Below are 19,885 nucleotides of genomic sequence, written 5' to 3' on the forward strand. Positions count from 1 at the left end.
AGCGGGAGGTTCGCGTTCGTCAGCTCCCGGTAGAGGTCGTAGTCGTACTGGCGGCTCTTAGAGGTCCTAACAGAGTGCTCGGACGCGCCGGTACAGGATGAGGCAGACCGCCAACTGCAGGAAGCCGTCGTGGATGTCGTCCCGGCGCTCCCAACGGATCCTCAGATGCCGGAAACCGTGCAGCCACGACAGTCCACGCTCGACCACCCACCGGTGGACGCCCAGGCCCGAGCCGTGGGATTGCCCCCGGCGGGCGATGACCGGGGTGATGCTCAGGGTGCGGACCATGCTGCGGTAGCGGTCGTGGTCGTAGCCGCGATCCGCATACAGACGCCGCGGCCGGAACCGGGGACGCCCACAGCGGCCGCGGACCGCGGGAATCGCCTTGAGCAGCGGCATCAGCTGGGTGACGTCGTTGCGATTGCCGCCGGTGAGCGAGACCGCGAGCGGAGTGCCGCGCGCATCGGTGATCAGGTGGTGCTTCGAGCCCGGCCGGGCGCGGTCGACCGGGCTCGGGCCGGTTTTGGGCCGCCCCGCAGGGCACGCACGTGAGAGGCGTCGATGGCGGCGCGGGAGAAGTCCAGCTGGTTCGCGCCGCGCAGCTTGGCCAGCAGGATGGCCTGCAACTGCTGCCAGACACCGGCCTGGTTCCAGTCCCGCAGCCGACGCCAGCAGGTCATGCCCGAGCCGAAGCCCAGTTCCTGTGGCAGCCACTCCCACTGGATGTCGGTTGCCAGCACGAACAGGATGCCCTGCAGGGCCTTGCGGTCGTCCAGTCGCTTGCGGCCCGGATGGTCGGGCCGGCGCTCGACCACGGGTAGCAGCGGCTCGATCAGGGCCCACAGGTCGTCGTCGATCTCCCAGGGCTTGGGGCGGGACATCGCGCACCTCCTGGTCAGAGCGGATCCGCACCGACATCTCCAGATTAGCGCAAACGTTCTATTTTGTTAGGTCCTCTTAGGGAGCATCGACCACTGCTGCGGGGAGATCGTCGGAGCGGGGACGAGTAGGTCGTAGTGGGTGCGGTAGTGCTGCCAGCCGGCGTAGGTGTCGAGGGGCGGGCGGCTGCCCAGGATCAGCTCGGCGATCCTGGCTCGTGACGGCAGACCGTCCAGCGGGTCATCGTGAGAGAGGGCTCGGGTCACGTGTCGTCCTCCTGAACAGGTGTATCGGCTTCCAAGTCGTCGGGGGGCGGAAGCCGGAACATGGGACGCCGGTTCAGGGCCTCGTGCAGCATTGCCGGGGCCACGGGCTTGACGTCGGCGAGGGCTTCTTCGCGTCGTCGACGGCGGTCGGCGTCGACCGCGTGGTCGATCGTGCGGGCGTGCTCGGCCCAGGCCGCGGGCATCTCAGCCGGAGCTGGCTCATCCGCGATGGCGGGTGCGGCGGGGCGGTCAGCGGCCGCAGCCTGTGCGCGGGTGATCTCGCGGGCTTGGGCGACGCGCTGCTTCTTTCCGGCCTTCCTCTTGGCCTGGCTGGGCCATTGGTCGACTGGGGTGACCGAGCCGAGGATCCCGAGCAGATGTTCTAGGAGCTCGCTCTCGGAATGGATCCTGATCTTGTTCGCCCTCACGCGTGTCAGCAGGGCGTCGGCAGTCTTGTCCGAGAACGCAGGGATCTCACCTTCGGGCGGCAGTCCTCTCCAGCGCAGAATGTGCCAGGTCTCGTGGTCGGCAGGGTCCTGGAAGAACACCTGCCGGCGGTCCCTCCGGTCACTGCGGACAACCCACTTGCCCGCGTGTTTGCCGCCCCGGGCGGAGGGCTGCTGGAAGCGCGGCTCGTCGAAGACCGGGTGGTGATACCAGAGCCCGAGGATCTTCACCCCGCGACGAGGATGGATCTTCACGTGGTGTTTGCGCAAGACCTTGTAGTAGAAGCTCGGTTCGGGGAAGTCCAGGTCGAAGCCGCCCTGTTCCATCGCGGCAGCGAACAGGGTGTTGGGGCTGTGGTCTTCACCCGGCGCCCAACTCGGGGCGTATTCGCCTAGTTTACGGTTCTGCCAGATCTGGACGATCCAGGTCGCGATGATGTGCTCGGCTTGCGCGAGCGTGAGGCTCGCATCGCGTTCCGGGTCGGCCCCGCGATCCGCGACGTCACCGCCGGTGAATCCCAGCAGGTGCTCGAAGAGCATGGTCTGGATGGTGAGGAACTGGCGCTCGACCGCGAACTTGTCGGTCTGCCGCAGGACGCGAGCAGGCAGGATCCGGCAGCCGATCTCCGTTTCGGCTTCCACCAGGTCGTGATTCTTGTAGGGGCCGCCGTGGTCGGTGGTGACCGTCTCCGGGGCGAAGAACGGCAGAGCGGCGACACGGTGCCCGGTGAACTCGGCGATCACCTCGGCCGGCACCCCTGCGTAGGGCCATTCCATGTCCTCGCCCCAGCCGTCCCGCATCGGAAGCGGCAGCATCACGTCCCGCAGCAGCATCGCGATGTCGACCGAGGTGTCGGACTGGAGCGTAAGCCGGAAGGCCGGCAGCCCGTGCGTGTAGAGATCGAGTGCGAGGGTCAGCGTCGCGGTGATCGCGTCGCCGAACACGGTCTCGCGCAGCTTCACCGGCATCGGGGTCGAGTCCAGCACCAGAACCTGGCCCGGCCGGTGGACCACCATCCGGCCGGAGACCCCGGCCTCCGCGGCCGCCTCCGCCGTCCGCCCGTAACGCGGCCGGGCTCCGCCGGGCCCGAACCACTCCTTCCAGACGGCCGCGAGCGTCCAGCGGGAAGGGATCTTCTCAGTGGGAAACGTCGGGAACCGCTCACGCATGTACTGGTGCATCAACCGGTGCTTGGCACTCTGGCTCAGGCGGGCGCGTGGGCCGCACTCGGCCTTTACTGCGAAGATCGCCTCCCGGACCTCCTTCGTGATGGTGCGGTGCCCGCTGCGTCGCCGCGTCCAGCGCCCGTCCGCGCAGGCCAGCAGGAGACTGTCGCCCACCAGTCCCGACAGACGTACCAGCGTCCGGTAGCTGAGGTGCTGCAGACCGCACCGGACCGCCTCCGGACGGGGCATCGCCTCTATCTCCGCAGCCTTCGCGTACCGACGCTGAGTTAACGTCGTGCGGTCCGGGTCGTAGGCTGGCCGGGGCTCACCCTGCAGGGCCCGAGTCGGGTGGCCCTCCCGGAACCCCGTCTCGGCCTCCAGCACGTGCGCCGCCCGCAGCCGGGCCCGCTCCAACTGGTCCTTGGTCAAGTCGGCCAGTGTCCTCGGCTGCCGGGCGACCGGCGACGGGCGCCCCGACTCGACTGCCGGAAGAAGACGCAGGTCAGCATGGTTGATGAGCCAACGGAACGAGCGGGTCTCCGCGCGGCCGTCGTCATCCACGAGGACGAGCCGACCGAGTTGGCCCTGGACGTCTTCAACCGTCCACTCGACGCCATTGAGCGCGACCCGCCTACCCGGCGCGATCTGCAAGAACCCCCTCGCTGCCATCACACCGCCCAGATCAGCGAGCTGTCCCGCAGAGGACTTCCCAGGTCAACGCCGAGCTCGCGCTGCCAGAGCAGCCGGACGATGTTCGCCCGGCCAACGGAAGGCACGCTGGTCGCCTCCGCCAGGTCGGAGAACGTCATCACCCGCCCCTGCTGCCCGCTGATAGCGGTGAGCAGCTGCTCGCGCATGCCGAGCAGGTCCCTCGCTGGCCGCCGGCGCGAAGACATGTGATCAAGGACGCTCCAGACATGCGGGCGCCAGCCCGCGACCACCGAGTACCTCCAGCCGCAGGCAGCCGCCACCTCCCTCGCCGCCGCGAACTTCACCGCGTCCTCTTCCTTGATCAGCTCCATCGGGCGGACGTCCAGCAACCACATCCCACCGCCGATCACGGCCAGAAAGTCCGGGATATGCCAGGCATGCCCGCCCGCATGCTCGAAGTCCAGCCGGAACGGTTGCGACAGCACTTCCGATGCCCTCAAGAAGTCCAGCGCGACCAGCAGGCTCACTTCCTTCAGCGACTCGAAGCCATGCTTCCCGCCCGCTGACGCCATCGCCTCCAGGCCGGGGCGGTGCCGCTGCTTCGCCCGCCACGTGAACCCCCGCATCGGCCGGGACGACATCACCGGTACGTGAGCCATGTCCCGGACCGGCCAGCAGACCTCGTCGGCGCCCACCTGCCACGTCGAACTCCACCGACGCGGCCAGTCGTCCCCGAGCCGCAGCCGATCCCGCAGTCCGGCGTCCCCGTCGTACGCCGTGACAAGGTGGTCCAGCTGACTTGAATCCGACGGGATCTTCGCTCTCGCTGCCTCGCTCACTCATCCAGAGAAGCACCACTCGACCGGCGACGGGGGCGTTTCGCCGGTACTGCCCGCAACACAGCGTGACGGGACCAAGATTTGCCAACCAGCGTTCTCCATGTGCCAACTAAAATTCTCCGTCGCAGCTGTCGCCCGGCGCTCCCTGTGCAGCGTTGCATAAACGTGCGGATGTACGTATAGTCATGCCATCGAGGAGGAGGTTTTCGTGAGCGTACGGGTGGCTGTGGCCGGGGCCAGTGGATATGCGGGTGGGGAGCTTCTGCGCCTGCTGCTGGCGCACCCCGGGGTGGAGATCGGTGCGCTGACCGGGAACTCCAACGCCGGGCAGCGGCTCGGGAGCCTGCAGCCGCATCTGGTGCCGCTCGCCGAGCGGGTGCTGGAGGCGACCACGGCCGACGTGCTCGCCGGGCACGATGTCGTCTTCCTGGCCCTGCCGCACGGGCAGTCAGCCGCCGTCGCCGAGCAGCTCGGGCCGGATGTGCTCGTGGTCGACATGGGCGCCGACCACCGGCTCGCCGACGCCGCCGACTGGGAGCGGTTCTACGGCTCCCCGCACGCCGGCACCTGGCCCTACGGCCTGCCCGAACTGCCGGGCGGCCGCGCTGCGCTGGAGGGGTCCAAGCGCATCGCGGTGCCCGGTTGCTACCCGACCGCCGTCTCGCTGGCCCTCGTCCCGGCCTACACCGCGGGGCTCGCCGAGGCCGAGGCGGTGATCGTCGCCGCCTCCGGCACCTCCGGCGCGGGCAAGGCGGCCAAGCCGCACCTGCTGGGCAGCGAGGTCATGGGGTCGATGTCGCCCTACGGCGTCGGCGGCACCCACCGGCACACCCCCGAGATGATCCAGAACCTCAGCGCGGCGGCGGGGGAGCGGGTCTCCGTCTCCTTCACGCCGACCCTCGCGCCGATGCCCCGCGGCATCCTCGCCACGTGCAGTGCCAAGGCCAGGCCCGGAGTCACCGCCGAGTCCGTCCGGGCCGCCTACCAGAAGGCGTTCGCCGACGAGCCCTTCGTCCGTCTGCTTCCCGAGGGCCAGTGGCCGGCGACGGCGTCCGTCCACGGTTCCAACGCCGTTCAGATCCAGGTCGCGTACGACGAGGCCGCGGGGCGGATCATCGCGATCAGCGCCATCGACAACCTCACCAAGGGCACCGCGGGCGGCGCTCTGCAGAGCATGAACATCGCCCTCGGGCTCGACGAGTCCACCGGACTGACCACGATCGGAGTCGCTCCGTGAGCGACGCACGTGCAGCCGCCGGGCCGCAGACGAGCACGATGCCCGCACCTCTGCGTTGCTCGGGCGGCAGTGACATCAGCCGCTACCGCGGCAGGGCGAACAAGGAGACACAGTGAGTGTGACGGCAGCAAAGGGATTCACGGCGGCCGGTATCGCCGCCGGGATCAAGGAGAACGGCAATCCGGACCTGGCCCTCGTGGTCAACAAAGGGCCGCGCCGCGCCGCGGCGGGCGTCTTCACCGCCAATCGCGTCAAGGCCGCACCCGTGCTCTGGTCCGAGCAGGTGCTCAAGGGCGGCCAGGTCGCCGCCGTCGTCCTCAACTCCGGTGGCGCCAACGCCTGTACGGGCCCCAAGGGCTTCCAGGACACCCACGCCACCGCGGAGAAGGCCGCCGAGGTGCTCGGGACCGGCGCGGGCGAGGTGGCCGTCTGCTCCACCGGGCTCATCGGCGTCACGCTCCCCATGGACAAGCTGCTGCCGGGGGTCGAGGCGGCCGCAGGCCGGCTGTCCGAGCACGGCGGTGAGAAGGCCGCCATCGCCATCAAGACCACGGACAGTGTGCACAAGACGGCCGTCGTCACCTCGGCGGACGGCGGCTGGACCGTCGGCGGCATGGCCAAGGGTGCCGGCATGCTCGCCCCCGGCCTCGCCACCATGCTGGTCGTCCTCACCACCGACGCCGACGTCGACGCCGGGACGCTGGACCGGGCCCTGCGCGCCGCCACCCGGGTCACCTTCGACCGCGTCGACTCCGACGGCTGCATGTCCACCAACGACACCGTGCTGCTGCTCGCCTCCGGCGCCACCGGCGTCACCCCCGGGTACGCGGAGTTCGCCGAGGCCGTACGCGCCGTCTGCGACGACCTCGGTCGGCAGCTCATCGGCGACGCCGAGGGCGCCAGCAAGGACATCAAGGTCGAGGTGGTGGGTGCCGCGACCGAGGACGACGCCGTCGAGGTGGGCCGCTCCATCGCCCGCAACAACCTCCTCAAGTGCGCCATCCACGGCGAGGACCCCAACTGGGGCCGCGTGCTGTCCGCGATCGGCACCACGAAGGCCGCCTTCGAACCCGACGAACTCGACGTCGCCATCAACGGCGTCTGGGTGTGCAAGAACGGCGGCGTCGGCGAGGACCGCGACAAGGTCGACATGCGCTACCGCGAGGTCCACATCGTCGCGGACCTCGCGGCAGGCAATGAGTCTGCAACGATCTGGACAAACGACCTGACGGCCGACTACGTCCACGAAAACAGCGCCTACTCCTCTTGACGTGCCCGCTTGGTTGTCGCGGGTCCTCGTCGTCACCGACGAGAGCTCCTGATTCACCGGCGACCGCTCGCCCCGGACGAGTCCGAGATGAGTCTTACGTCGCCCCCACAGGCCAACACCGCCCGCCCGGCGGCTGATCCGAGATTCTTCCGAAAGTCGGCTATGACGGTCAATCACCCAGAAGAGCGAAAGTCCCCGACTCGCAAGCACACCGCCCTGCCCAAGGCGCAGATCCTCATCGAGGCGCTGCCCTGGCTGACCCGGCACCACGGCAAGACCGTCGTCATCAAGTTCGGCGGCAACGCCATGGTGAACGAGGAACTGAAGAACGCCTTCGCCCAGGACGTCGTCTTCCTGCGGCACGCCGGCCTCAAGCCGGTCGTCGTGCACGGCGGCGGCCCGCAGATCAGCGCCGCGCTCGACCGGCACGGCATCGTCAGCGAGTTCAAGGCCGGCCTCAGGGTCACCACCGAGGACGCCATGGACGTCGTGCGGATGGTGCTGGCCGGACAGGTGCAGCGTGAGCTGGTCGGGCTGCTCAACCGGCACGGCCCGTTCGCCGTCGGCCTCACCGGTGAGGACGCGCACACCCTCACCGCGACCAAGCACCGGCCCGAGATCGACGGGGAGCCGGTCGACATCGGGAGGGTCGGTGAGATCACCGAGATCGACACCGGCGCCATCGAGGCACTGCTCGCCGACGGCCGTATCCCGGTCGTCTCGTCCATCGCCCGGAGCCAGGACGACCACCATGTCTACAACGTCAATGCTGATACGGCGGCTGCGGCACTCGCTGCTGCTCTGGGCGCCGAGACCCTCATGGTCCTCACCGACGTCGAGGGGCTCTACGAGGACTGGCCGAACTCCGACGAGGTGATCAGCCGTCTCACCGCCTCCCAGCTCGAGAAGCTGCTGCCGGAGCTGTCCTCGGGCATGGTGCCGAAGATGGAGGGCTGTCTGCACGCGGTACGCAACGGCGTGACCACGGCCCGCGTCATCGACGGCAGGGTCCAGCACTCGATCCTGCTGGAGATCTTCACCGACGAGGGCATCGGCACCATGGTCGTGCCCGACGACCCCGCCGAGGCCGTACCCGACGGAACACCGCATGCGCAGGACGTGCAGGAAGGACAGGGGGAGTCGTGAGCAACGAGGAGCTGAGCGCGCGCTGGCAGGGCGCGCTCATGAACAACTACGGCACACCGAAGCTGTCCCTGGTCAGCGGCGCGGGCGCCACCGTCCGCGACGCCGACGGCAAGGAGTACACCGACTTCGTCGGCGGTATCGCCGTCAACGCGCTCGGCCACGCCCACCCGGCCGTCGTGGAGGCCGTCAGCCGGCAGATCGCCTCCCTGGGTCACGTCTCCAACCTGTACGTCGCCGAGCCGCCCGTCGCGCTCGCCGAACGGCTCCTGAGGCTCTTCGGCCGCGAGGGCCGGGTGTACTTCTGCAACTCGGGAGCCGAGGCCAACGAGGCCGCGTTCAAGATCGGGCGGCTCACCGGGCGGACCCACATGGTCGCCACCGACGGCGGCTTCCACGGCCGCACCATGGGCGCCCTCGCGCTGACCGGCCAGCCGGGCAAGCGGGAGCCGTTCGCACCGCTGCCCGGGGACGTCACCCATGTCCCCTACGGCGACGCGCAGGCCCTGGCCGCCGCGGTCACCGAGGACACGGCGCTGGTCGTCATCGAGCCGATCCAGGGCGAGAACGGGGTCGTGGTGCCCCCGCCCGGCTATCTGAAGGCCGCCCGCGCCATCACGGCCGCCACGGGCGCGCTGCTCGTCCTGGACGAGGTGCAGACCGGCATCGGCCGCACCGGCAACTGGTTCGAGTACCAGGCCCACGAAGGCGTCCTGCCCGACGTCGTCACCCTCGCCAAGGGACTCGGCGGCGGGCTGCCGATCGGCGCGGCCGTCGCCTTCGGACGCGCCGCCGAACTGCTGCACCCCGGCCACCACGGCACGACCTTCGGGGGCAATCCGGTCGCCTGCGCCGCCGGCCTCGCCGTCCTCGACACCATCGAGAACGAGGGGCTGCTCGAGAACGTCAAGCGGCAGGGCGAGCGGCTCCGCGACGGAATCGAGGCGCTCGGCAACCCGTTGATCAGCCATGTCCGGGGTGCGGGCCTCCTCCTGGGTATCGTGCTCACCGAACCGCTCGCGCCCCAGGTGCAACAGGCGGCTCAGGACGCCGGTTTCCTGGTGAACGCGCCCGCCCCCGATGTCGTACGGCTGATGCCGCCGCTGATCCTCGGGGACGACGCGGTGGACGCCTTCCTCGGGGCACTGCCCGGCGTCCTGGACGCCGTCGGCCGGGCGGCGGACGGGGAAGGGCGAGCCGGACGGTGAGCCGTACCACGAGCCGGGCGAGGCCCGGACGACGAGCAGGGCGATGAACCGGACCACGAGCCGGGGAACGCCCCGAGGATGACCGGAGAATGAGACGACGATGAGCCACGATCAGGACCACGGACAGCCTGTCGGGCCTGCCGTACCGCAGACCCGCACCGCCCGCCACCGCCGGATCGTGGACATACTCAACCGGCAACCGGTGCGTTCCCAGAGCCAGTTGGCGAAGCTGCTCGCCGACCACGGACTGACCGTCACCCAGGCGACGCTCTCCCGGGACCTGGACGAGCTGAACGCGGTGAAGATCCGCGACACCGACGGAGACCTCATCTACGCGGTACCGAGCGAGGGCGGCTTCCGCACTCCGCGCGCACCGCTGGGGGAGTCAGCGAAGGAGGAGCGGATGCGGCGGCTCTCCCAGGAGCTGCTGATCTCCGCGGAGGCGTCCGCCAATCTCGTGGTCCTGCGCACCCCTCCGGGTGCCGCGCAGTTCCTGGCCTCGGCCATCGACCAGGCCGAACTGCACGACATCCTGGGGACCATCGCCGGTGACGACACGCTGATGCTGATCAGTCGCGACCCGGTGGGCGGGCCGGCCCTGGCCGAGCACATGCTGCGGCTGGCCCAGAACGGGCACTGAGCGCGGGCCGGGCCGGCAGGGGCACGCCCGGTCGATCACCCCAGCCGGTCCGCCAGGCCCCCCGTGCAGCGCACCTCGTCGCCCGCCGTGATCAGCAGCGCCTCCACGTCGGGCAGCGTCTCCAGCCAGGCGAGCCCCTCCCGCGACCCCATCGCGAAGGCGGCAGTGGCCCAGCAGTCGGCCCAGACCAGCCGGGGCGCCACCACCGTCACCGAGACCAGGTCGGTGACCGCGGAACGGCCGGTGCGCGGGTCGACGATGTGGTCGCCGCGCTCGGCGGTGCCCGAGGTGGCGACGGCCAGTTCGTCCACGCCGGCCGCGGAGACCACGGCCGCGAGGCCGCCCGGCCGGAGCGGATCCGCCACGCCCACCCGCCACGGCCGCCCGGCCCCCGGGGAGCCCAGCAACTGGACGTCACCGCCGCCGTTGAGGCTCACGCCGACCGCCCCGGCCTCCGCGAGCCGCCGCGCGGCCCGCTCGGTGGCCCAGCCCTTGACGATGCCGGTCGGGTCGAGCCGGCCCCGGTAGCGCGGGCTGAACCAGCCGCCGCTCACCCGTTCCGCCTCCGCGGCCAGCTCCAGCACCTCGGCGACCTCGGGGTCGCACTCCTCGACCGTGAGGTCGCCGCGTGCCAGCCGCGAGATCTGGGTGTCGTCGCGGTACGTGCTGAACACCTCGTCGATGCGGCGCAGCCCGGCGACCGCCTCCTCCAGCGCCGCGTGTACGGCAGCGGGTTCCCCGCCGCGGACGTCGAAGGAGAAGACGGTCCCCATCGTCTCCTCCGTACGACGCACCGCGGCGGGAGCCTGTGCGGACTCGGCCACGGCGTCAGCCACCGGCCTTGTCGAGTGCGGACTGCAGCGATTTCTTGTAGCCGGCGCTGGTGTAGGTGGCGCCGGACACGGCGTCGACGTCCGCGTTGCCGGCCTCCACGACGGCCTTGTTGAGCCGGGGCACGGACGAGAATGTGACCTGGTCGCTCTGGCCGCCCTTGGGCGCCTGCACCGCCTCGGCCTTGGTGATCTTCCCGCCCTGGACGGTGATCCGCACCTGTACCGCCCCGTACTCGGTCTGCGCCGCGTCACCGGTGACGGTGCCGTCCTTGAGGGTCTGCCCGCCCCCCGAGCCCTGCCCGCTCCCGGCGGACTCCTTCCCGGCGGGCTCCTCGTCGGAGGGCTCCTTCTTGCCGGCGGACCCGCCGCCGGACGCGGCCGATCCGACGGCCTCGGCCTGATCCAGTGCGGACTGCAGCGACTTCTTGTACCCGGTGCTGGTGTAGGTGGCGCCGGACACCGCGTCGATCTCGCCGCTCTGCGCGGCGACCACGGACTGGTTGAGCTTGGGTACGGCGTCGGCGTTGATCTGGTCGCTCTGACCGCCCTTGGGGGACTGGACGGCCTCGGCCTTGGTGATCTTCCCGCCCTGGACGGTGATCCGTACCTGCACGGCCCCGTACTGGGTCTGCGCCGCGTCACCGGTGACGGTGCCGTCCTTGAGGGTCTGGGAGTTTTCCGCGCCCTGCCCGTCCCCGGCCGGTGCGGCGGCCCTGGCCTTGTCGAGCGCGGACTGCAGCGACTTCTTGTACCCGGTGCTGGTGTAGGTGGCGCCGGACACCGCGTCGATCTCGCCGCTCTGCGCGGCGACCACGGACTGGTTGAGCTTGGGTACGGCGTCGGCGTTGATCTGGTCGCTCTGACCGCCCTTGGGGGACTGGACGGCCTCGGCCTTGGTGATCTTCCCGCCGCTGACCGTCAGGCGTACCTGTACCGCCCCGTACTCGGTCTGCGCCGCGTCACCGGTGACGGTGCCGTTGGCCATGGCCTGGGCGCCGCCCTGCGGGGACTGCGCGGCCGCGGGCGGGACCGTGCCGCCGGCCGCGTCCGCCGAGCCCGGGTCGGAATCCGGCTTCAGCGTCAGCAGCAGCACGATCCCGGAGACGGTGGCGGCGGTGGCCAGCACGGCACGCCGGACGGGGTGACTCTTCCTCATCGCTTCTCAAGCTCCTGATGGGTGTGGATGACCCGTCGCTCACATCTCGAACGACTCGTGGTGGATACGGCGGGCGGGGACCCCGGCGCCGCGCAGTGCGTCGTACACCGACTGGGCGAACCCGGGCGGGCCGCACATGAAGACGTCGTGGTCGTCGATGTCGGGGATCTTCCGCCGCAGACTGTCCGCCGAGATGTCGGGACGTTCCCCCTCGGGGCTGTTCACCGCGTACATCAGGCGCGCACCGCGCTCTTCGGCGATCTTGGCCAGCTCGCCCCACAGGGCCAGGTCCTGGGTGGTGTTGGCCCGGTACAGCAGGGTGATGTCCCCGGAGGCGCCGGGCAGCGTCTCGAACAGGGCCCGCATCGGGGTGATCCCCACTCCGCCCGCGACCAGCAGCACCTTGCCGCGGCTGCGGCGCTGGGCGGTCATCGCCCCGTAGGGTCCCTCCGCCCACACCCGGGTGCCGGGCTCCAGCTCGCGCAGCCGGGAGGTGTGGTCGCCGATCGCCTTCACGGTGATCCGCAGCATGTCGGGGCGGGGAGCCGCCGACAGCGAGTACGGGTGGGAGCTGAACCGCATCCCCGGCGCCAGGAACCGCCAGCGGAAGAACTGACCGGCCTCCGCGCCCATCCGGTGCAGCTTGCGCCCGCTGATCAGCACCGAGGTGATGCCCGGGGTCTCCTCGATGACCGCCTCGACCCGCATCCGGTGACGCAGGTTCAGCCGGATCGGGGTGAGCACCCGGTACCAGAGGACCAGCGCGGTCACGGCGCCGTAGAGCCCGTACCAGAAGGTCTTCGCGGCCGGCTCGACGGCGAACTCGTTGCCGGTGGTGATCTGGTGCCAGAACGTCAGGTACATCGCCGCGTACGTCAGCAGGTGCACGTGGTACCAGCTGTCGTACGGCAGCCGGCGGCGGACCGGGCCGATCGAGATGAACGCGATCACGAACAGCAGACCCGTGCCGATGGCGGCCTTGCCCATGTCCGGCAGCTGGTCGACGGAGGTGATCGTCTGCCGGACGATGTCGCCGAGGCCCTTGCCGGCCTGGAGGGCGTAGCCCCACATGATGAGGAAGACGTGGGCGACGACCAGGCTGACGGTGTAGCGCCCGCTCATCGCGTGCCAGCGGGCCACCCGGTCCGAGCCCACCCGGCGTTCCAGCGCGGGGACCCGGGCCATCTGCAGCACCACGAGAGCCATCAGATAGCCGGCCAGCAGGCCGGTGATGCGGCCCGCGGCGACGATCCTTCCGGTGGTGTCCGAGATGGACGGTGTGTTGTCCCACCACAACCACAGCACGGCCGCCGCGCCCGCCCCCACGGCGAGCAGCAGGGGCACGGCGGGGGAGCGGCGCGGACGGATGCGGCGCATCGTCTGACGGCGGGCGGCACGTCCGCCTGCGAGCGTGGTGGTCACGGTTCCTCCGTGGGACTTGACCCTTGGCCCACACATACGTGCCGTGACTCGGGAGCGTTCAGCGAAAAGGCGGGGCGTGCGGAGGAAAAACGCCCCGGGACATTCCTTGGGAGACCGGGGCGTCCGGGCGGACGGCTCAGGCCGGGGACGGGGGCAGCGGCAGGGGCAGCCCGGGGAGGCCGTCCAGGCTCGTCGCGATGTGTTCCTTCTTGGTGAAGTACGCGTCCAGCGAGGCGTCGTCCTCCCGCGCGAACCGCTTCCCGTGCAGGTCGCGCTCCGCCTCGTAGGCCATGAACGGGACGGCGTAGCCGCAGGAGTCGCGGATGAGCTCGGCGGTCACGACGACGACCGCGCGCAGGCCGTGGGCCGCCGGATCGATGTCGGGGAAGCGGGCGAGCAGTTCGGGAAAGCGCGGGTCGTCCCGGAAGACGGGCTCACCGCGGCCGTGGACGCGCACGATGTTGGGCGGCCCCTGGAAGGCGCACCACATCAGGGTGATACGGCCGTTCTCCCGCAGGTGGGCGATGGTCTCGGCGGTGGAACCGGCGAAGTCGAGGTAGGCCACGGTGAGTTCGTCGAGGACGACGAAGGAGCCCTTGAGGCCCTTGGGCGAGAGGTTGACCGTGCCGTCGGCGGACAGGGGTGCGGTGGCGGTGAAGAAGACCGGCTGCGCCTCGATGAACGTGCGCAGCCGGCCGTCTATGCGCTCATAGGTCTTTCCCATGGGCACCGATTATGGGCGCACTTCTTTCGCCTGTCTAAGGATTATCGTCCGTGGCCGCCCCGGCCGGCGTGAATACGGGGCGACCACGGTGCCTGTCACGTCACTTCGTGAACGTGCAGGCGGCGAGCGCGTCGAGTCCGGCGGGGCGTTCGGCGGTGCGGCCGATGGCGGTGGCGATGCGGTTGATGGCGGCGACGCGCTTGTCCTTGAGGGGCCTGAGGGCGGCGTTCTGGACGAAGTCGGGTCCGCCCTGTCCGACGGTGTCGACGAGCCGCTTGTCGGCCTCGTTGATCTGGGTGTCGAGGTCGGCGAGGTTGCGGTCGACCTCGACCTCGACCTCGACCTCGACCTCGACCTCGGCCTGGGCGGAGGCGGGGACGGCGGGGAGCCGCGGGGCGACGTCGGGACAGCTGATCGTGCCAGGGACCGCGGATGTCCGGGCGTTCGCGGCGCTGTCCTCGGACGACTCGCCGGCGAGGGCGGATCCGGCGGTCACCGCGCCGGACGGCGCCACGGCGGCGGCATCGCCGATGAGGCCGACGCGACGCTTGTTGCACTTCGGAAGAGCCCAGGACATGCGGATGCCTCACTCGGATCGAGGGGGTGGGGTCGGGTTTCGTGGGTCTCGCGTGGTGTCCCGGTCGTGCCGACGCGGCGCCTGCGTCCTGCGGAGATGCGGGAAAGCGGTTTCCCGCGTTCGATCGCCCCCGGAATCGACACTCACGCGGAGGTGGATTGACGAATCATGCGTTCTCCTGCATACTCATGCATATCAGCGAATGCACTGTAAGGAGAATCCCGTGACCGAGCGCGTCGTACTCGCCTACTCGGGCGGTCTGGACACCTCCGTCGCCATCGGCTGGATCGCCGAGGAGACGGGCGCCGAGGTCATCGCCGTTGCGGTCGACGTCGGCCAGGGCGGCGAGGACCTGGACGTCATCCGCAAGCGCGCGCTCGCCTGCGGTGCCGTCGAGGCCGAGGTCGCCGACGCCAAGGACGAATTCGCCGACGAGTACTGCCTCCCGGCGATCAAGGCCAACGCCCTTTACATGGACCGCTACCCGCTGGTCTCCGCGCTGTCCCGGCCGACGATCGTCAAGCACCTCGTCGCCGCCGCGCAGAAGCACGGCGCCACCACCGTCGCCCACGGCTGCACCGGCAAGGGCAACGACCAGGTCCGCTTCGAGGCCGGCATCGTCGCCCTCGCCCCCGACCTGAAGTGCATCGCCCCGGTCCGTGACTACGCCATGACCCGCGACAAGGCCATCGCCTTCTGCGAGGCCAAGGGCCTGCCGATCGCGACCACGAAGAAGTCGCCGTACTCCATCGACCAGAACGTCTTCGGGCGCGCCGTCGAGACCGGCTTCCTCGAGGACATCTGGAACGCGCCGATCGAGGACGTCTACGAGTACACGCAGAACCCCGCCGTGGCGCGAGAGGCCGACGAGGTCGTCATCACCTTCAAGGAAGGCGTGCCGGTCGCCATCGACGGCAAGCCCGTCACCGTCCTCCAGGCCATCCAGCAGCTCAACGAGCGCGCGGGCGCCCAGGGCGTCGGCCGGATCGACATGGTCGAGGACCGCCTCGTCGGCATCAAGTCCCGCGAGGTGTACGAGGCGCCCGGCGCCATCGCGCTGATCACGGCCCACCAGGAGCTGGAGAACGTCACGGTCGAGCGCGAACTCGCCCGCTACAAGCGGCAGGTCGAGCAGCGCTGGGGCGAGCTGGTCTACGACGGCCAGTGGTTCTCCCCGCTCAAGCGCGCCCTGGACGGCTTCATCACCGAGGCCAACCAGCACGTCAACGGCGACATCCGGATGACCCTGCACGGCGGCCGGGCCGTCGTCACCGGCCGGCGCTCCGAGTCGTCCCTGTACGACTTCAACCTCGCCACCTACGACACCGGCGACACCTTCGACCAGGCGGCGGCCAAGGGCTTCATCGACATCTACAGCCTGTCGTCGAAGATCGCCGCCAGGCGCGACCTCGCGTAGGGGCGTCCGGTCGCCTCACCCGCATCAGTCTGGGAACCGCCTCCTCACTCACCAAAGTGGGGAGGCGGTCACACAGCACCATTTTTCGAGGAGCAACGCAATTGAACCCTCCCCCGGCTGAAGCAGGGGATTCCTGGCTCAAGCAGCTCATTCGCTCAGCGAGCGATCGAGACTGACGCTCTCAGCACCAGCCGGGACGGAACCTGTCCGGTTGCCCGTTAAGACAAAGGAGCTGCGCGTGCTTGGCTCTCGCAACGCACGAAAGTCAGCTTACCCAACCGTGTGGGTGGCCTATCACCTTTTGGGTGAAACTCCGCTCCGCAGAAGTTCGATTCATTCCCCGGCTGGAGCCGAAAGCGCCCTCGGAGGTTTCAAGTGAGCAGCAACAGCGGTGACGTACGGCTCTGGGGCGGCCGTTTCGCCGACGGTCCCGCCGAGGCCCTGGCCAAGCTGTCCGCGTCCGTCCACTTCGACTGGCGGCTCGCGCCCTACGACATCGCCGGATCGCGTGCGCACGCGCGCGTGCTGCACGGGGCGGGCCTGCTCACCGAGGACGAACTCACCCGCATGATCGAGGGCCTCGACCGGCTCGAGGCGGACGTCGCCGACGGCTCGTTCACGGGCACCGTCGCCGACGAGGACGTGCACACCGCCCTGGAACGCGGCCTGCTGGAGCGCCTCGGCCCCGACCTCGGCGGCAAACTGCGTGCGGGCCGTTCCAGGAACGACCAGGTCGCGACCCTGTTCCGGATGTACCTGCGGGATCACGCCCGGACGCTCGGCGGCCTGATCGCCGATCTCCAGGACGCCCTCGTCGGCCTCGCCGAGGCCCACCCGGACGTGGCCATGCCCGGCCGCACCCACCTCCAGCACGCCCAGCCGGTGCTCTTCGCCCACCACGTCCTCGCCCACGTCCAGTCGCTGTCCCGGGACGCCGAGCGGCTGCGCCAGTGGGACGAGCGGACCGCGGTGTCGCCGTACGGCTCGGGCGCGCTGGCCGGCAGCAGCCTCGGCCTGGACCCGGAGGCGGTGGCCCGCGACCTCGGTTTCGAGCACGGCAGCGCGGCCAACTCCATCGACGGCACGGCCTCCCGGGACTTCGTCGCCGAGTTCGCCTTCATCACCGCGATGATCGGCGTGAACCTCTCCCGGATCGCCGAGGAGGTCATCATCTGGAACACGAAGGAGTTCTCCTTCGTGACCCTGCACGACGCCTTCTCCACCGGCTCGTCGATCATGCCGCAGAAGAAGAACCCGGACATCGCGGAGCTGGCGCGCGGCAAGTCGGGCCGGCTGATCGGCAACCTGACCGGCCTGATGGCCACCCTCAAGGCGCTCCCGCTCGCGTACAACCGCGACCTCCAGGAGGACAAGGAGCCTGTCTTTGACTCCATCGACCAGCTGGAGGTCCTGCTCCCGGCCTTCACCGGCATGATGGCCACCCTCACCGTGCACCGCGAGCGCATGGAGGAGCTGGCCCCGGCCGGGTTCTCGCTGGCCACCGACATCGCCGAGTGGCTGGTCAAGCAGGGCGTGCCGTTCCGGGTCGCGCACGAGGTGGCAGGGGAGTGCGTCAAGGCCGCCGAGGCGGAGGGCAAGGAGCTCGACGAGCTGACCGACGAACAGTTCGCGAAGATCTCCGCCCACCTCACCCCCGAGGTGCGCACCGTCCTCAACGTCCCCGGTGCCCTCGCCTCCCGCCGCGGCCGCGGCGGCACGGCACCGAGCGCGGTCGCCACGCAGCTCACCGAGGTCAAGGCGGACCTGGCCGCCCAGCACGCTTGGGCGAACGCCAAGAAGTAAGGGAGCAGGTGTCGCAGGGGCATCGCGGGTTACGTTGGTCGGGCAGCCGCAAGGAGCCGACCGGACGGAGCCCCGATGCCCTTCGCGCTTCCCCAAGCTCTCGGCTTCGCTCGAGCAGGGGAGACCCCTATGGCCACAGCCGCTACCCCCACCTGCCACATCGGCCTGGGACTCGCCGCCGTCGGCCGGCCCGGTTACATCAACCTGGACCGCGACACCGACCTCGGCGGCGACCGCAGTGTCGAAGCCCTGCGCACCCGCACCCACGACCTCCTCGACGCCGCCTACGCCCAGGGCGTCCGCTACTTCGACGCGGCCCGCTCCTACGGTCGGTCCGAGGAGTTCCTCGCCGACTGGCTGAGCGACCGGCCCGACGCCGACGACGTCGTCATCGGCAGCAAATGGGGCTACACGTACACCGCGGACTGGTCCACCGACGCCGAGCGGCACGAGGTCAAGGAGCACTCCCTCGCCGCGTACGAGCGCCAGCGCGCCGAATCCGACGCACTGCTCGGGGACCGGCTCGACCTCTACCAGATCCACTCGGTGACCCCGGACAGCCCCGCCCTCACCGACAAGGACCTCCACGCCCGCCTCGCCGAGGCGGCGGCCCAGGGACTCACGGTCGGGTTCTCCACCAGCGGCCCGGCCCAGGCGGACGCCGTCCGCGCGGCGCTCGCCGTCACGGTCGAGGGCGAACCCCTCTTCCGTACCGTCCAGTCCACGTACAACGCGCTGGAGACGTCCGCCGAGCCCGCGCTGGCCGAGGCTCACGACGCCGGGCTCACGGTGATCGTCAAGGAGGGCATGGCCAACGGACGGCTGGCCGCGGCCCACGCTCCCGACGCGCTCAGGGCCGTCGCCGCGGAGACCGGACTGGACTGCGACGCCGTCGCCCTCGCGCTCGTGCTGCGCCGGCCCTGGGCCGGTGTCGTCCTCTCCGGTGCCGCCACCGTCGTCCAGCTCGCCTCCAACCTGCGAGCGGCGGCCGTCGACCTCGACGACGACCAGCTCTCCCGCCTCGCCGCGCTGCCCGAGGACCCGCACGCGTACTGGGAACGACGCGGACAGCTGCCCTGGCACTGACACGCCGACGGCGGACCGCTTCAGCAGCGGTCCGCCGTCGGCGTGCGTGGTCCTCGCGGCGGGCGAGGTCAGGCGGCCTTCGCCTTGCTGGCGTACATGTCCACGTACTCCTGCCCGGACAGGCGCATGACCTCGGCCATCACCGAGTCGGTCACGGCCCGCAGGACGTAGCGGTCGCGGTCCATGCCCTCGTAACGGGAGAACTCCATCGCCTCACCGAAGCGGACCGTGACCTTGCCCGGGCGGGGCAGTCCCGCGCCGCCCGGCTGCAGCTTGTCGGTGCCGACCATGGCGAACGGGACGACGGGCGCGCCCGTCATCAGGGTGAGCCGCGCGATACCGGTGCGGCCCCGGTAGAGGCGGCCGTCGGGAGAGCGGGTGCCCTCGGGGTAGATGCCGAAGATCCTGCCCTCCTCCAGCACCCGACGGCCCGTCATCAGCGCCGCGACCCCGCCCCGGCCGCCGTCCCGGTCGACCGGGATCATGCCGACGCCGGTGAAGAACCAGGCCATCAGCCGCCCTTTGAGGCCCTTGCCGGTGACGTACTCGTCCTTGCCGATGAAGAAGACCTGGCGGTCGCAGACGATCGGCAGGACGATCGAGTCGATGAACGTGAGGTGGTTGCCGGCCAGGATGACGGGACCGTCACCCGGGATGTGCTCCGCACCCTCCACCCGTGGGCGGAACATCAGGCGCATGATCGGGCCGAGCACTGCCTTGATGAGCGCGAAGCGGGACAACGGGTCCTCCGGTGTCGGGAATGCGGTATGAGTCTGTGCAGGCAAGGACATTACTCGCGGGCGAGGGGGACGCGCACGTCGGGTCCACCGGGGTGTCACGCGGTGCAGGCGCATTTTCACCTGCGGTGACGTGGTGTCGTACGGCCGTGACGCGCACGACGTGATGTGAGGCATGTCGCGTCCGCGGAGGGTGATCCGCGGCGTCGTCGGTCCGGGGTGCGGACACGGCCGGATCGAAGCACGCGCGACCCGCGGACCGCGGGAGGCGCGCCGTTGACGGCGTGCCTACAAGTACCCGGTACGGCGCCTCCGAAGCCGGCGGCTCGTCAGACCCCCCGCCTCGCACACCCGTCGGAGCCCGATGGGCCGGGCCCGGGCCGT

18 protein-coding genes are annotated in these 19,885 nt (G+C 70.3%); 8 read left to right on the forward strand and 10 right to left on the reverse strand.

What is annotated here, in order from left to right; all coding sequences use genetic code 11:
* Positions 1-66: 66 nt before the first annotated feature.
* The 4 genes from AC6F7H_RS24535 to AC6F7H_RS24550 form a co-directional block, all read right to left on the reverse strand.
* Positions 67-881 (reverse strand): IS5 family transposase gene (locus AC6F7H_RS24535; protein WP_500756563.1). Its coding sequence is split into 2 segments (ribosomal slippage): positions 67-524 and positions 524-881, totalling 816 coding nucleotides; the frame shifts between segments, so codons are not numbered across the junction.
* A 66-nt stretch (positions 882-947) separates the two neighbouring features.
* Positions 948-1,145: a hypothetical protein gene (locus tag AC6F7H_RS24540; RefSeq protein ID WP_500759091.1), complete on the reverse strand. Its 198-nt coding sequence runs from the start codon at positions 1,143-1,145 to the stop codon at positions 948-950.
* Positions 1,142-3,427, reverse strand: coding sequence for a transposase (locus AC6F7H_RS24545; protein ID WP_500762023.1), 2,286 nt, complete (start codon positions 3,425-3,427; stop codon positions 1,142-1,144). Before AC6F7H_RS24545 ends, AC6F7H_RS24540 begins: the two co-directional genes overlap by 4 nt.
* On the reverse strand, positions 3,427-4,104 hold the full coding sequence (locus tag AC6F7H_RS24550; protein WP_500759093.1) for a TnsA-like heteromeric transposase endonuclease subunit: 678 nt from the start codon (positions 4,102-4,104) through the stop codon (positions 3,427-3,429). Before AC6F7H_RS24550 ends, AC6F7H_RS24545 begins: the two co-directional genes overlap by 1 nt.
* Positions 4,105-4,456: 352 nt before the next feature.
* Here AC6F7H_RS24550 and argC point away from each other — a divergent pair, with 352 nt between their 5' ends.
* The 5 genes from argC to AC6F7H_RS24575 all read left to right on the forward strand — a co-directional run bounded on the left by argC (position 4,457) and on the right by AC6F7H_RS24575 (position 9,746).
* Entirely contained in the window at positions 4,457-5,485 is a 1,029-nt protein-coding gene (gene argC, locus AC6F7H_RS24555; RefSeq protein ID WP_500759094.1) for an N-acetyl-gamma-glutamyl-phosphate reductase, read from the forward strand.
* A 112-nt stretch (positions 5,486-5,597) separates the two neighbouring features.
* Positions 5,598-6,755, forward strand: a complete 1,158-nt coding sequence (gene argJ / locus AC6F7H_RS24560) for a bifunctional glutamate N-acetyltransferase/amino-acid acetyltransferase ArgJ (protein ID WP_500759095.1) — start codon at positions 5,598-5,600, stop codon at positions 6,753-6,755.
* 162 nt (positions 6,756-6,917) lie between these two features.
* Complete coding sequence (argB, locus tag AC6F7H_RS24565; protein WP_500759096.1) at positions 6,918-7,901, forward strand: acetylglutamate kinase; 984 nt, start codon at positions 6,918-6,920, stop codon at positions 7,899-7,901.
* Positions 7,898-9,106 (forward strand): acetylornithine transaminase, encoded by a 1,209-nt coding sequence (locus tag AC6F7H_RS24570; protein WP_500759098.1) that lies wholly within the window; start codon positions 7,898-7,900, stop codon positions 9,104-9,106. The genes argB and AC6F7H_RS24570 overlap by 4 nt, the downstream gene beginning before the upstream one ends.
* A gap of 100 nt (positions 9,107-9,206) precedes the next feature.
* Complete coding sequence (locus tag AC6F7H_RS24575) at positions 9,207-9,746, forward strand: arginine repressor (protein ID WP_109379526.1); 540 nt, start codon at positions 9,207-9,209, stop codon at positions 9,744-9,746.
* 35 nt (positions 9,747-9,781) lie between these two features.
* On the opposite strand, the gene AC6F7H_RS24580 is transcribed toward AC6F7H_RS24575, so the two are convergent.
* The 5 genes from AC6F7H_RS24580 to AC6F7H_RS24600 form a co-directional block, all read right to left on the reverse strand.
* Positions 9,782-10,519: an FAD:protein FMN transferase gene (locus AC6F7H_RS24580; protein WP_500762025.1), complete on the reverse strand. Its 738-nt coding sequence runs from the start codon at positions 10,517-10,519 to the stop codon at positions 9,782-9,784.
* Positions 10,520-10,574: 55 nt separating this feature from the next.
* Positions 10,575-11,735, reverse strand: coding sequence for an FMN-binding protein (locus AC6F7H_RS24585; protein WP_500759100.1), 1,161 nt, complete (start codon positions 11,733-11,735; stop codon positions 10,575-10,577).
* 39 nt (positions 11,736-11,774) lie between these two features.
* Complete coding sequence (locus AC6F7H_RS24590) at positions 11,775-13,157, reverse strand: ferredoxin reductase family protein (protein ID WP_500759101.1); 1,383 nt, start codon at positions 13,155-13,157, stop codon at positions 11,775-11,777.
* Between the two features lie 136 nt (positions 13,158-13,293).
* Positions 13,294-13,881 carry a pyridoxamine 5'-phosphate oxidase family protein gene (locus AC6F7H_RS24595; protein WP_500759102.1) on the reverse strand — a complete coding sequence of 196 codons (588 nt, stop codon included), beginning with the start codon at positions 13,879-13,881 and terminating at the stop codon, positions 13,294-13,296.
* 100 nt (positions 13,882-13,981) lie between these two features.
* On the reverse strand, positions 13,982-14,458 hold the full coding sequence (locus AC6F7H_RS24600; protein WP_500759104.1) for a hypothetical protein: 477 nt from the start codon (positions 14,456-14,458) through the stop codon (positions 13,982-13,984).
* A gap of 223 nt (positions 14,459-14,681) precedes the next feature.
* Here AC6F7H_RS24600 and AC6F7H_RS24605 point away from each other — a divergent pair, with 223 nt between their 5' ends.
* The 3 genes from AC6F7H_RS24605 to AC6F7H_RS24615 all read left to right on the forward strand — a co-directional run bounded on the left by AC6F7H_RS24605 (position 14,682) and on the right by AC6F7H_RS24615 (position 18,764).
* Positions 14,682-15,875 (forward strand): argininosuccinate synthase, encoded by a 1,194-nt coding sequence (locus AC6F7H_RS24605; RefSeq protein ID WP_363037302.1) that lies wholly within the window; start codon positions 14,682-14,684, stop codon positions 15,873-15,875.
* Positions 15,876-16,250: 375 nt separating this feature from the next.
* Complete coding sequence (gene argH, locus AC6F7H_RS24610; protein ID WP_500759106.1) at positions 16,251-17,678, forward strand: argininosuccinate lyase; 1,428 nt, start codon at positions 16,251-16,253, stop codon at positions 17,676-17,678.
* A gap of 129 nt (positions 17,679-17,807) precedes the next feature.
* Entirely contained in the window at positions 17,808-18,764 is a 957-nt protein-coding gene (locus AC6F7H_RS24615) for an aldo/keto reductase (protein WP_500759108.1), read from the forward strand.
* Between the two features lie 68 nt (positions 18,765-18,832).
* Here AC6F7H_RS24615 and AC6F7H_RS24620 read toward each other — a convergent pair whose 3' ends face one another.
* Positions 18,833-19,504, reverse strand: coding sequence for a lysophospholipid acyltransferase family protein (locus tag AC6F7H_RS24620; RefSeq protein ID WP_109379519.1), 672 nt, complete (start codon positions 19,502-19,504; stop codon positions 18,833-18,835).
* Between the last annotated feature and the right edge of the window lie 381 nt (positions 19,505-19,885).

The sequence above is a fragment of the Streptomyces sp. MMS24-W38 genome, assembly GCF_059889265.1.

What these genes read in the sequence shown, in the direction of transcription:
- AC6F7H_RS24545 (WP_500762023.1), bottom strand. Translation starts at nt 3,427, where the DNA reads ATGGCAGCGAGGGGGTTCTTGCAGATCGCGCCGGGTAGGCGGGTCGCG.
- argB (WP_500759096.1), top strand. Translation starts at nt 6,918, where the DNA reads ATGACGGTCAATCACCCAGAAGAGCGAAAGTCCCCGACTCGCAAGCAC.
- AC6F7H_RS24575 (WP_109379526.1), top strand. Translation starts at nt 9,207, where the DNA reads ATGAGCCACGATCAGGACCACGGACAGCCTGTCGGGCCTGCCGTACCG.
- AC6F7H_RS24580 (WP_500762025.1), bottom strand. Translation starts at nt 10,519, where the DNA reads ATGGGGACCGTCTTCTCCTTCGACGTCCGCGGCGGGGAACCCGCTGCC.
- AC6F7H_RS24585 (WP_500759100.1), bottom strand. Translation starts at nt 11,735, where the DNA reads ATGAGGAAGAGTCACCCCGTCCGGCGTGCCGTGCTGGCCACCGCCGCC.
- AC6F7H_RS24595 (WP_500759102.1), bottom strand. Translation starts at nt 13,881, where the DNA reads ATGGGAAAGACCTATGAGCGCATAGACGGCCGGCTGCGCACGTTCATC.
- AC6F7H_RS24600 (WP_500759104.1), bottom strand. Translation starts at nt 14,458, where the DNA reads ATGTCCTGGGCTCTTCCGAAGTGCAACAAGCGTCGCGTCGGCCTCATC.
- AC6F7H_RS24615 (WP_500759108.1), top strand. Translation starts at nt 17,808, where the DNA reads ATGGCCACAGCCGCTACCCCCACCTGCCACATCGGCCTGGGACTCGCC.